The organism is Pseudomonas sp. P7779 (genome assembly GCF_013386315.1).
GTDB lineage: Bacteria > Pseudomonadota > Gammaproteobacteria > Pseudomonadales > Pseudomonadaceae > Aquipseudomonas.
In genome coordinates, this window is the sequence record NZ_JACARZ010000079.1 from 60,009 (window position 1) to 72,082 (window position 12,074).

The window sequence follows — 12,074 nt, forward strand, 5'->3', positions numbered from 1 at the left end:
AAAAGAATCTTTCTCGACAACTCGCGGCATAATGCGCGCCGTGAAACACCTAACCTGATGACGAGGCCGTACGACGTGTTGAAGAAAACCCTGTTCCAGTTGCATTGGTTCTTCGGCATTACCGCCGGGCTGGTGTTGGCCTTGATGGGGATCACCGGCGCAACGGTGTCGTTCCAGGATGAAATCATCGAGTTGCTGAACCCGACGGTGTTGACGGTGGAAAAGCGTCCGGCCGGGGTACTGCCGCCCGCTGAACTGGTGCACCTGCTGGAAGCCCGCGAAGGCAAAGTCGTGTCGATGCTCACGGTGCAGCCCGACAGCACCAACGCGGCCAAGGTCTGGTTCACCCCACCGCCCGGTGAACGTCGCGGGCAGATGCGCTACTTCGACCCGTACACCGGCGACTACCTGGGCGATGCCGTCGGCCAGGAATTCTTCGGCTTCGTGCTGCAACTGCACCGCTTCCTCGCCATCGGCGACACCGGCCGGCAAATCACCGGCGCCTGCACGCTGATCCTGGTGTTCTTCTGCCTTTCGGGCCTGTACCTGCGCTGGCCGCGCCAGGTGGCAAGCTGGCGTGCATGGCTGGCGGTGGACTGGCGCAAGAAAGGCCGCAGTTTCAACTGGGACCTGCACTCGGTATTCGGCACCTGGTGCCTGCTGTTCTATCTTCTGGCGGCACTGACCGGACTGTTCTGGTCCTACGAGTGGTACAGCAACGGCATGACCAGACTGCTGTCCGACGCGCCGCAGAACGAACGCGTACGCAAGCGCGGCCCGGCCCCCGAAGGGCCTGCGCCGGTGGCCAATTACGCCGCGATCTGGAGCAGCATCTACAGCAACGCCGGCCCCGGCTTGAGCGGCTACAACATCCGCATGCCCGCGGTCGCCGGCCAACCCGCCACCGTCTACTACCTGCTGAAGACCTCGCCCCACGATCGCGCGCTGAACCAGATCAACCTCGACCCGGCCACCGGCGAAGTCAAATCCCATGACACCTACGCCAGCAAAAGCTTCAAGGCGCAGATCCTGACCAGTATCTATGCGCTGCACACCGGCAGCTACTTCGGCCTGCCCGGCCGGATCATCCTGACGTTCAGCGCGCTGCTGATGCCGCTGTTCTTCATCACCGGCTGGCTGCTGTATCTGGACCGCCGCCGCAAGAAACGCCAGGTGCGCGATGCCCGCAAAGGCCTGACCGGCAACCACAGCGACGCGCCGGCCTGGCTGATCGGCTTTGCCAGCCAGAGCGGCTTTGCCGAGCAACTGGCCTGGCAGACCGCCGGGCAGTTGCAGGCCGCCGGCGTGCCAGTGAACGTGCAGTCGCTGGGCAGCGTCAGCGAAGAGGATTTGCGCCAATCGAGCCATGCGCTGTTCGTGGTCAGCACCTTCGGCGACGGCGAGGCACCGGACAGCGCCCGCGGTTTCGAGCGCAGCGTGCTCGGCCAGGACCTGTCCCTCAAGGGCCTGAACTACTCGGTGTTGGCCCTGGGTGATCGCCAGTACCAACACTTCTGCGGCTTCGCACGGCGCCTGCATTTCTGGCTGACCAACCAGGGCGGCAACCCGCTGTTCGCCCCGGTGGAAGTCGACAGCGGCGACACCGATGCGTTGCTGCACTGGCAACAACAACTGGGCCAACTGACCGGCCATGCACCCGCTGCGGCATGGGCCAGCGCGACCTATGAAAACTGGACCCTGAAGCAACGCACCCTGCTCAACCCGCACAGCAGTGGCTCCGGCGTCTATTTGCTCGGGCTCACCCCGCCAGCCCCCCGAGACTGGCTGGCCGGCGACCTGGTGGAAGTGCTGCCACGCAATTGCCCATGGGCCATCGAACACTTCCTGGAAGGCCTGGGACTGGCCGGCAGCGAAGGTGTGGTAGTCGACGGCCTTGCACACACCCTCGACCAGGCCCTGGCCGGCCGCCAACTGCCGGACAATCGCGCACACCTGGTGGGCCTGCATGCCCAGGCGCTGGTCAATGCACTGGTGCCGCTGGGCATGCGCGAATACTCCATCGCCTCGATTGCCAGCGACGGTGTGCTGGAGCTGATCGTGCGCCAGGAGCGTCACCCCGATGGCAGCGTGGGCGTGGGTTCCGGCTGGTTGACCGAACATGCACCGCTGGGTTCGACCATCAGCCTGCGAGTGCGGCGCAACAGTGGTTTCCATCTGCCGACCGAGCCGCTCCCGATGATCCTGCTGGGCAACGGCACCGGCCTTGCCGGGTTGCGCAGCCTGCTCAAGGCGCGGGTTGCCGACGGCCAGCAGCGCAACTGGCTGCTGTTTGGCGAACGCAATATCGCCCACGACTACCACTGCCAGGATGAGTTGCAAGGCTGGCTGGCCAGCGGTGACCTGGCGCTACTGGACCTGGCCTTTTCCCGGGATCAGGCAGAGAAAATCTACGTTCAGGACCGCCTGCGTGAGTCGGCGGATGTGCTGCGTAAATGGGTGGCGGATGGCGCCGCGATTTACGTCTGCGGCAGTTTGCAGGGGATGGCGGCGGGAGTGGATCAGGTGCTGCACGATGTGCTGGGCAGCGAAGCCGTCGAACGCTTGATCGAGCAGGGCCGCTACCGCCGGGATGTTTACTGACCCCCTGAAGATACACCGATCAAAATGTGGGAGCGGGCTTGCTCGCGAAGGCAGTGGATCAGTCCATACATCTGTTGACTGACACACCGCCTTCGCGAGCAAGCCCGCTCCCACATTGGCTCTTCTTCAGTAGGTAGATTGCATTGCAATCACACTGGCGCCAGCTTCTGCTCAAACACCGAAACCCCATCCAGGTCCCGCAAAATCACCGTCAGCTCCGCCGTCTGCCCGTCAATCTGCACCTCGCCAAAAAACTGGAACCCGGCAAACGGCGAGCTGTTCTGCACCGTCGGCGCCTTCTCGAACACCACTTCCGGGCCAAAGGTTTTATCCAGCGGATTAGGCCCGAAACTCCCGGCATTCAACGGCCCGGCGACAAACTCCCAGAACGGCTCAAAATCCTGAAACGCCGCCCGATCCGGATGGTAATGATGGGCCGCGCAGTAATGCACATCCGCCGTCAGCCACACGTGATTACGCACCTGCTGCGCCCGCAGAAACGCGAGCAATTCGGCAGTTTCCAACTCGCGCCCCTGGGCCGGGCCCGGGTCGCCGTTGGCGATCGCTTCCCAACGCGGCACGCCGGGGCTGACCTCACCGTCGGGCACGCCCAGGCCAATGGGCATGTCGGCGGCGATGACTTTCCACTGCGCCTGGGAGGCCTTCAATTCGCGCTTCAGCCAGTCCAGTTGCTCACGCCCAAGGAACGGTTTTTCACCGCCAAGGTTGTCATCGTTCGGCCCGCGATAGCTGCGCATGTCCAGCACAAACACATCCAGCAACGGGCCGTAGCTGAGCTTGCGATAAATCCGCCCGCCCTGGTCGGCGCTTTGCCGGCGCATCGGTGAATATTCCAGCCAGGCCTGGCGCGCACGGCCTACCAGGGTATTGATGTCGCGAGTCTTGTAGCGTTCATCCAGTTGCTTGCTCGGCGACCAGTTGTTGATCACCTCGTGGTCGTCCCACTGCCAGATCTGCGGCACTTCGGCGTTGAAGCGACGTACGTTCTCGTCCATCAGGTTGTAGCGGTAGTTGCCCCGGTATTCATTCAGGGTTTCAGCGACTTTGCTTTTGGCTTCAGTGATGATGTTGCGCCAGATGCGTCCGTCCTCGGTGGTCAGTTGCGCGGGCACCGGGCCGTCGGCGTAGATGGTGTCGCCGCTGTGAATGAAGAAGTCCGGCAGGCGCAGGCGCATGGCTTCGTAGATGCGCATGCCGCCGATGTCCGGGTTGATGCCGAAGCCCTGGCCGACGGTGTCGCCGCTCCACACAAAGCGGATATCCCGGCGCTGCTGCGGCACGCTGCGCAGGTGACCGAACCAGGGCTCGCTGGCCACGCCGGTCTGGGCATCTTCAAAGTGCACACGGTAGAAAATCGCCTGGTCGACGGGCAGGCCGGTGAGTTCGACACGGGCGGTGAAATCGGTGCGGCTGTCGGCCAGGGGCGAGACGAATTTGCGCGGGTTGCTGAATACGCTGCGGGTGTCCCACTCCACCACCATCCGGGCCGGGCGGTCGCTGCGGCTCCAGATCATCGCGCGGTCGCCCAGCAGGTCGCCGGACTGCACGCCGTCGGTGAGTTGCGGGCGATCCTTGACCGAGGCGATCACCGCAGGCGCGAGGCCCGGCAGCAACAGGCCTGCGCCGACGGCTTGCATCACGCGGCGGCGGCCGAGATTGAAGTGGCTCATGCGGGTTCCCTCTCGAGCAGCAAAAGGGAAACTTAAGCATGACGGGATGAACGAGTTATGACACCGGCCTTATTGCTCACGGAGGTCAAATGTGGGAGCTGGCTTGCCTGCGATAGCCTCAACTCGGTTGCGTTGATACACCGAGGTGCCTGCATCGCAGGCAAGCCAGCTCCTACATGAACCGCGTTATGCCTGGGCGGGTGCGACAGAAAGTTCTACGGTCTCAGGGCGCTTGAGGAATGCATACACCACGGCCGTCAACAAACTGCCCGCCACGATCGCCAGCAGGTACAGCAGCGCATGGTTGATCGCATTCGGGATCAGCATCACAAACAATCCACCATGGGGCGCCATCAGCTTGCAGCCGAAATACATCGACAGCGCACCGGTCAGCGCACCGCCGGCGATGCTTGCCGGGATTACCCGCAGCGGGTCCTTGGCAGCAAACGGAATTGCGCCTTCAGAGATAAAGCACATGCCGAGGATTAGCGCGGCCTTGCCGGCTTCACGCTCGGTCTGGGCGAACTTGCGCCGCGCCAGGAAGGTGGCGATGCCCATGCCAATCGGCGGCACCATGCCGGCGGCCATGGTCGCGGCCATGGGGGCACCGCTTTGCGCTGCCAGCAGGCCGACGGAAAACGCGTAGGCTGCCTTGTTGATCGGGCCACCGAGATCGACGCACATCATGCCGCCCAGCAAGATGCCCAGCAGCACGGCGTTGGTGGTGCCCATGGTGCTGAGAAAATCCGTGAGGCCGGTGAGCATCTTCGCCACCGGCGGCCCTACCAGGTAAATCATCGCCAGGCCGGTGAACAGACTCGCCAGCAACGGGATGATCAGGATCGGCTTGAGGGCTTCCAGGCTCTGGGGCAAACGGATCGCGCGGCTGATGAATTTGACGCAGTAGCCGGCGAGAAAGCCGGCGAAGATCCCGCCGATAAACCCCGCGCCCAAGGTGCTGGCCAGCAGGCCACCGATCATGCCGGGGGCCAATCCAGGACGGTCGGCAATCGAGTAGGCGATGTAACCCGCCAGCAGCGGCACCATCAGCATGAACGCCTGGTCGCCGACGGTTTTCAGCGCGGCGGCCAGGGTGCCTTTTTCTTCAAAGGCATGAATGCCGAACACGAATGACAGGGCGATCAGCAGACCGCCCGCCACCACCATCGGCAGCATGAACGACACGCCGGTGAGCAAGTGTTTGTAGACACCGGTCTTCTCCGGTTTGGCTGCGGCACCACTGGCAGCGGATTCCTGCTTGCCTTCGGCCAGCGCCTTGTTGAGGGTCGCCTCGGATTGCTTGAGCGCGATCCCGGTGCCGCAGCGATAGATTTTCTTGCCGGCAAAGCGCTCGGTGGCGACTTCGATGTCGGCGGCGAGCAGCACCACGTCGGCGTCACGAATCGCCTCGGGACTCAGCGGCGTGCGGGCGCCCACGGAGCCCTGGGTTTCCACCTGCAAGTCATACCCGAGGCGCTTGGCGGTTTGCTGCAACGCTTCGGCAGCCATGAAGGTGTGGGCGACGCCGGTCGGGCACGCGGTGATCGCGACGATACGCGGCGTGCTTTTCGCCGGTGCCGCGTCAGCTACCTGCACCTGGGCCTCCTCGGCTCCGCGACGCAACACCGCGTCCACATCCTGCAACGCCTGGGCGGGCGTGCTGCGGAATACGCGTTTGCCGACAAAACGCTGCATGTCCACCGGCGTGCTGCTGACCAGCAATACCCACTCGGCGGCTTCAAGGGTGGCCGCCGACAATTGGCGTTCCGGATGCTGCACGTCGACCACTTCGACGCTGGTGCTCCAGCCCTGGCGTTGCGCGGCAGCATCCAGCAAGCGGGCGCACAGCACACTGGTGACCATGCCGTTCGGGCAGGCAGTAACAATGGCTAACTTCATGACCAACCCTCTTATTGTTCTGTCAGCGGCCGCACGTGGACGCCGCTCTGCAAAGTCTCAAGCTGCGCTTCGTCGGTGATGCCAAAGCCGATCTGCGTGACCGCCATCGCGGCAATGGCGGTGGCGCGGCCCAGGGTCTGCTCCGGCGTGTCGCCACTGAGCAAACCGTGAAGCATCCCGGCCAGCAGCGAGTCGCCGGCGCCTACGGTACTGGCCACGGTTACCTTGGGCGGCGTGGCGTGCAGCGCGGTATCCGGGCTGTACCAGCTCACACCCGCGGCACCGTCGGAGACCACCACATGCTCCACACCTTGCCGATGCAGTTGGCGGATGGCATCTGTGGAATGACCAAGGGCATCGGCCAGTTCTTCGGTATTGGGTTTGACCAACCACGGGCCGGCGTTCAATCCGGCGCGCAGCGCTTCGCCGCTGGTGTCCAGGGCGACTTTCAAGCCGAGGTTTTTCAGTTGCTGCAGCAGGCCCTGGAACCACTGAGGGGTGATGCCGCGTGGCAGGCTGCCGGCCACAACGACGGCGTCGTAGCCCGGAGCAATCCGCGCCAGTTGCTCAAGCAGTGCGTGTTGCGCCTGCTCGCTGACCAACGGGCCCGGCGCATTGACATCCGTGACCCGCCCGTCCTGCTCGGCGATCTTGATATTGCTGCGGGTTTCGCCCGGCACGCGAATAAAGGCATCGGTAAAACCACGACGGGCAATCAGCATCTCGAATGCCTGGGGATTGTCCTCACCAAGAAAGCCGCCCACGGTCACCTGATGACCAAGGTCGGCCAGCACCTGGGCCACGTTCACACCCTTGCCGGCAGCGTGGGTGATCATCGCTTCGCTGCGATTGACCTCGCCCGGTTCCAGGCGCGCCAGGCGCACCGTCAGGTCCAACGCCGGGTTCAGCGTCAGGCTTAAAATCCTTGCCATTTACACGGCCTCCACAAGCGCACGCACTTCGGCGGGGGAACCCACCGCCAGGGCTTTTTGTGCCAGGCCCTGGGCCTCGCTCAGACTGAATTCACGCACCCGAGCCTTGACCTCGGGAATGCTGCGCGCCGAGACGCTCAGCTCATCCACTCCCAGGCCGATCAGCACCGGAACTGCCAACGGGTCGGCTGCCAGCTCGCCGCACACGCCGACCCATTTGCCATGGGCATGGGCGGCGCGCACGGTGATGTCGATCAGTTGCAACACCGCCGGGTGCAGGCCGTCAGCCTGGGCCGACAGCGTCGGATGGCCACGGTCGATGGCCAAGGTGTATTGGGTCAGGTCGTTGGTGCCGACGCTGAAGAAGTCCACTTCCTTGGCCAGTACCGGCGCCAGCAACGCGGCCGACGGCACTTCGATCATGATCCCCAGTTGCAGGTCGGCCACCGGGATTTCCAGGCGCAGGCGCTCGGTCATGTCCCGGGCCTGGCGCCACTCGTCAACACTGCCAACCATGGGGAACATGATGCGCAGTGGACGGTTGTCTGCCGAACGCAACAGTGCGCGCAATTGCGCTTCCATGATCTGCGGGCGTTGCAGGGTCAGGCGAATGCCGCGCACGCCGAGGAAGGGGTTTTCTTCCTTGGCGATCGGCCAGTAAGGCAGCGGTTTGTCACCGCCCACATCAAGGGTGCGCACCACCAGCGGCCGACCGCCCAGGCCGTCGAGCACGCGGCGGTATTCGGCTTCCTGGGTGGCCTCGTCGGGCGCTTGTTTGTGGGCCATGAAAATCAGTTCGGTGCGCAGCAGGCCGATGCCTTCGGCGCCCTGCTCCACCGCGCCGGCAACCCCGGCGCTTTCGCCGATATTGGCGAATACTTCGACGGCATGGCCATCGCGGGTCAGGGCCGGTTCATGGCGTTGGGCGGCGGCGGCTTGCAGACGTTGTTCGCGGGTGTCGCGTTCGACGGTGGCGCGCTGCAAGGTGGCGGCGTCGGCGTCCACATGCAGGCGACCGCGCTGGCCATCCAGCAACAACGGCGTGCCCGAAGCCAACAGCAATACAGCAGGGCCTGCACCCACCAGCGCGGGAATGCCCAAAGCACGGGCGACGATGGCGCTGTGGGCGGTGGCGCCGCCACGGGCAGTGAGGATGCCGGCGACACGCACCGGGTCCAGGCGCGCCACGTCCGAGGGACCCACTTCGTCCATCACCAGGATGTAGGGTTCGTCCGGCTCCTGGGCGGTTTCGACGCCGCACAGTTGTGCCAGCACGCGGCGGCCAATGTCACGCAGATCGGCAGCGCGCTCGGCGAGCAAGGCGTCCTGCAACGATTCCTGCTGTTTGGCGGCGGCTTCGATCACGCTCATCCACGCGGCCTCGGCGCTTTCGCCCTGCTTGAGGCGCGTCTCGACTTCGTCGGTCAGTTCCGGGTCGTCGAGCATCTCCTGGTGGGTGATGAAGATCTCGCGGATGGCCTTGGATTTGCTGCGCTCGATCAGGCCCTGGATGTCCCGGCGCACGTCGGTCAATGCCGCGTGCAGGCGCTGGCGCTCGATCACCGGCGACTCGCCGCGCAGCGGGTATTCGAAAGGTTGCAGCACCTGGATATGCGCCGGGCCAATCGCAATGCCGGGTGCGGCGGCAATGGCCTGGATCAGGCTGCCGGACACTGGCGCGCTGATGACCGGTTCGATCTCGGCCACGGCTTGTTGGGCGCTGACTGCCGGCAACGGCTCGACTTCTTCGCCGAGGCCGTCTTCCACTGCCGCCAGCAAGGCGGGCAAGGCGTCACCGGCAATGGTTGGCTCAGCGACAAACTCCAATACCTGGCCGCGACGCGCACCGAGGCTGAGCAACTTGCTCAGGCTTTTTACCGATACCGCGCCGACGTCTCCATCGACGATGCGCACACGGATTTCACCGGCAAAACTTTTCGCCAATTGCGCGAGGATCTTCGCCGGGCGCGCATGCAGCCCGTGGGCGTTGGCCAGGGCAATGCGCACGCTTGGCCAGTCGGCTGGCAGTTCACCGCCGAGCACTTCCAGTACGGCCCGGCTGCTGGTGGCGCGGCCGAGTTCCTGGCCACGGCCTTCGATCAGCAAGGCACACAGGCGTTCGAGCAAGGTCTGGTGGGCCTCGCCGAGGCTGGCCAGGCAGAACAGGCCGCTCAAGGGCTGGCCCAGGTAACGCATGGGTTTGTCCGGAGTGACGAAGGCCAGGCCGGGACGCTTCACCGTCTGTTCGCTGTGCAACCACCACAGGCCATCGCCCAGGGGCAGCGCGTCGACTTGTTGCAGCACGGCGGCAAAGCCATTGCTCACGCAATCGGCCTGGCGCAACAGGCGTGCGCCTCTCCACACCAGTTCTTCGAAATCATCAGCCGACACGCCCAGGCCAATCATCTGTGCGTCCAGCGCCAGCTCCTGCGGCGCACCTTGCAGCAGTTTCAGCAAGGCCTCGGCAGAACTGGCGCGACGCAGGGCCTGGCCCAGGTCGGTCTCGCCGAGGGCACGGGTCAGTAGTTGCAGCAGGCGCAGGTGTTCGTCGGATTTGGCGGCAATGCCGATCGCCAGGTAGACGATCTGGCCATCGCCCCAATCCACGCCGTCGGGAAATTGCAGCAGGCGCACGCCGGTGGCGAACACCTGGTCGCGTGTTTCGGGGGTGCCGTGGGGGATGGCGATGCCCTGGCCGAGAAAGGTCGAGCCTTGGGCTTCACGCGCTTGCAAGCCACTGAGGTAACCCTCGGCGACCAGGCCATCGGCCACCAGTTTTTCAGCGAGCAGTTGCAAGGCAGCAGACTTATCCACAGCCGTCTGGCCCATGGATATCTGCTCGTGGGTGAGCTCAAGCATGCCGTTCTCCTAGTTAGTGCGGCGGGCGCACTAGGTATTATTTTGAATAAATCAGTGCAAAAGCGTTCGAATAAAATTGACTGAGTGGTCAGTTGGCAGGACCACACTCGTCGCGATAATCGTAAAAATACGCTTGCTGAAACGTTTAATCTAGAATTTATGGCAGATTACGCGTTAATTTCCCATGATTGAAGAGCCACTCGGCTGTTGAGTTGCGACAATGGTCGCCTGCAGTAATCGGTTACGATTGGACAAAATGTCGGGGCAAGCTCTAAAAAACAAGGAAATCCCGGTTTGAAACTCAGTGATATCGCGCGCATTGCCGGTGTGTCTGTGACCACCGCCAGCTACGTCATCAATGGCAAGGCCGAACAGCAACGGATCAGCAGCGCAACCGTCGAACGGGTGCGCGCCGTGGTTGAAGAACATGGCTTTACGCCCAACCCCCAGGCCGCCGGGCTGCGCAGCCGGCACACCCGTACTTTGGGTTTCATCCTGCCGGACCTGGAAAACCCCAGTTACGCACGCATCGCCAAGCTGCTCGAACAAGGCGCCCGTGCCCGCGGCTATCAATTGCTGATCGCCAGCTCCGACGACGACGCCAACAGTGAGCGGCAACTGCTGCAACTGTTCCGCGCCCGCCGTTGCGATGCGCTGTTTGTCGCCAGCTGCCTGCCGGCCACCGACGACAGCTACCGCGAACTGCAAGCCAAGGGTTTGCCGGTGATCGCCATCGACCGGGTGATGGAGTCTACGCAGTTTTGCTCGGTGGTCAGCGATGATCGCCAGGCCTGCCAGCAATTGACCAGCAGCCTGCTGCACCCGCTGCCCAAGCAGATCGTGTTGATCGGCGCGCGGCCAGAGCTGAGCATCAGCCAGGAACGTACCGCCGGTTTCAAGCAAGCGCTGAAAGACTTCAGCGGCGAAGTGCTGATCGAACAAGGCGAGTCGTTCAGCCGCGACTGTGGCCGACAGCTGATGGAGCAGTTACTGCAAAGCCTGGGGCATTTGCCTGACGCACTGGTGACTACGTCCTACGTCCTGCTGCAAGGGGTGTTTGACGCGCTGCATGACTTCCCGCTCAAATCCCGGCCACTGCGACTGGGGACGTTTGGCGACACCCAACTGCTGGATTTCCTGCCGCTGCCGGTGAATGCCATGGCCCAGCAGCATCAGTTGATTGCCGACACCGCGCTGCGCCTGGCGCTGGCGGCCATTGAAGAACAGCACTACGAACCCGGCGTGCATGCCATCGGCCGTACGTTCAAGCAGCGGATTCACTCGGAGTAAGCGGTGTGGAGCTGATCGACAGCCACACCCATCTGGATTTTCCGGACTTCGATACGGACCGCCGCGAAGTCCTGAGCCGCAGTCGCCGCCTGGGCGTGCGCAGGATGGTGGTGCTCGGGGTCTATCAGCAGAATTGGCAACGGTTGTGGGACCTGGTGCAAACCGACGCGGATTTATTCGCCGCCTTCGGCCTGCACCCGGTGTATCTCGACGACCATCGCCCCGCCGACCTGACGGAACTGGGCGACTGGCTGACCCGCCTGAACGGCCACCGGCAACTGTGCGCGGTGGGCGAAATCGGCCTGGATTATTTCCTTGAAAAGCTGGACCGCGAACGCCAGCAAAGCCTGTTTGAAGCGCAACTGAAGCTGGCGGTGGATTTCCAACTGCCGGCGCTGCTGCATGTGCGCCGCAGCCACGCTGCCGTGATCGCCACCCTCAAGCGCATTCGGCTGCCACGGGGCGGAATCATCCACGCGTTTGCCGGCAGCCAGGAAGAGGCCCGCGAGTACATCAAGCTCGGCTTCAAACTGGGCCTGGGCGGCGCGGCCACGTGGCCGCAAGCCCTGCGCATGCACAAGGTGATCGCCCGGCTGCCGCTGGAAAGCGTGGTGCTGGAAACCGACTCACCGGACATGGCCCCCGTGATGTACCCCGGCCAGCGCAACAGCCCCGAACACCTGCCAGACATCTGTGCCGCCCTGGCGGAGCGCATGGGCATCAGCTCCTCAGCGCTGGCCGAGGCGAGCACCCGCACTGCCTGCGAGCTGTTCAACTGGTAGGCGCCCATCCCCGATGCATG

At 63.8% G+C, this 12,074-nt stretch carries 7 protein-coding genes; 3 read left to right on the forward strand and 4 right to left on the reverse strand.

Going from position 1 to position 12,074, the window contains the following annotated elements; all coding sequences use genetic code 11:
- The first annotated feature begins 75 nt into the window (after nt 1–75).
- Nucleotides 76–2,601, forward strand: coding sequence for a sulfite reductase flavoprotein subunit alpha (locus tag HX869_RS22615; protein ID WP_178903677.1), 2,526 nt, complete (start codon nt 76–78; stop codon nt 2,599–2,601).
- A gap of 149 nt (nt 2,602–2,750) precedes the next feature.
- Here HX869_RS22615 and HX869_RS22620 read toward each other — a convergent pair whose 3' ends face one another.
- The 4 genes from HX869_RS22620 to ptsP all read right to left on the reverse strand — a co-directional run bounded on the left by HX869_RS22620 (nt 2,751) and on the right by ptsP (nt 9,982).
- The gene (locus HX869_RS22620; RefSeq protein WP_178903666.1) at nt 2,751–4,292 is read right to left on the reverse strand and encodes an alkaline phosphatase; all 1,542 of its coding nucleotides are present in this window, start codon (nt 4,290–4,292) and stop codon (nt 2,751–2,753) included.
- 186 nt (nt 4,293–4,478) lie between these two features.
- On the reverse strand, nt 4,479–6,191 hold the full coding sequence (locus tag HX869_RS22625) for a PTS fructose-like transporter subunit IIB (protein WP_003215951.1): 1,713 nt from the start codon (nt 6,189–6,191) through the stop codon (nt 4,479–4,481).
- Between the two features lie 11 nt (nt 6,192–6,202).
- The gene (pfkB, locus tag HX869_RS22630) at nt 6,203–7,123 is read right to left on the reverse strand and encodes a 1-phosphofructokinase (protein WP_087694617.1); all 921 of its coding nucleotides are present in this window, start codon (nt 7,121–7,123) and stop codon (nt 6,203–6,205) included.
- On the reverse strand, nt 7,124–9,982 hold the full coding sequence (ptsP, locus tag HX869_RS22635; protein WP_102369918.1) for a phosphoenolpyruvate--protein phosphotransferase: 2,859 nt from the start codon (nt 9,980–9,982) through the stop codon (nt 7,124–7,126). It abuts the gene before it with no gap.
- Nucleotides 9,983–10,276: 294 nt separating this feature from the next.
- Here ptsP and cra point away from each other — a divergent pair, with 294 nt between their 5' ends.
- Complete coding sequence (gene cra, locus HX869_RS22640) at nt 10,277–11,272, forward strand: catabolite repressor/activator (RefSeq protein ID WP_003215943.1); 996 nt, start codon at nt 10,277–10,279, stop codon at nt 11,270–11,272.
- Nucleotides 11,273–11,277: 5 nt separating this feature from the next.
- Nucleotides 11,278–12,054 carry a TatD family hydrolase gene (locus tag HX869_RS22645; protein ID WP_178903667.1) on the forward strand — a complete coding sequence of 259 codons (777 nt, stop codon included), beginning with the start codon at nt 11,278–11,280 and terminating at the stop codon, nt 12,052–12,054.
- Nucleotides 12,055–12,074 lie beyond the last annotated feature (20 nt).

What these genes read in the sequence shown, in the direction of transcription:
- HX869_RS22620 (WP_178903666.1), bottom strand. Translation starts at nt 4,292, where the DNA reads ATGAGCCACTTCAATCTCGGCCGCCGCCGCGTGATGCAAGCCGTCGGC.
- HX869_RS22625 (WP_003215951.1), bottom strand. Translation starts at nt 6,191, where the DNA reads ATGAAGTTAGCCATTGTTACTGCCTGCCCGAACGGCATGGTCACCAGT.
- pfkB (WP_087694617.1), bottom strand. Translation starts at nt 7,123, where the DNA reads ATGGCAAGGATTTTAAGCCTGACGCTGAACCCGGCGTTGGACCTGACG.
- ptsP (WP_102369918.1), bottom strand. Translation starts at nt 9,982, where the DNA reads ATGCTTGAGCTCACCCACGAGCAGATATCCATGGGCCAGACGGCTGTG.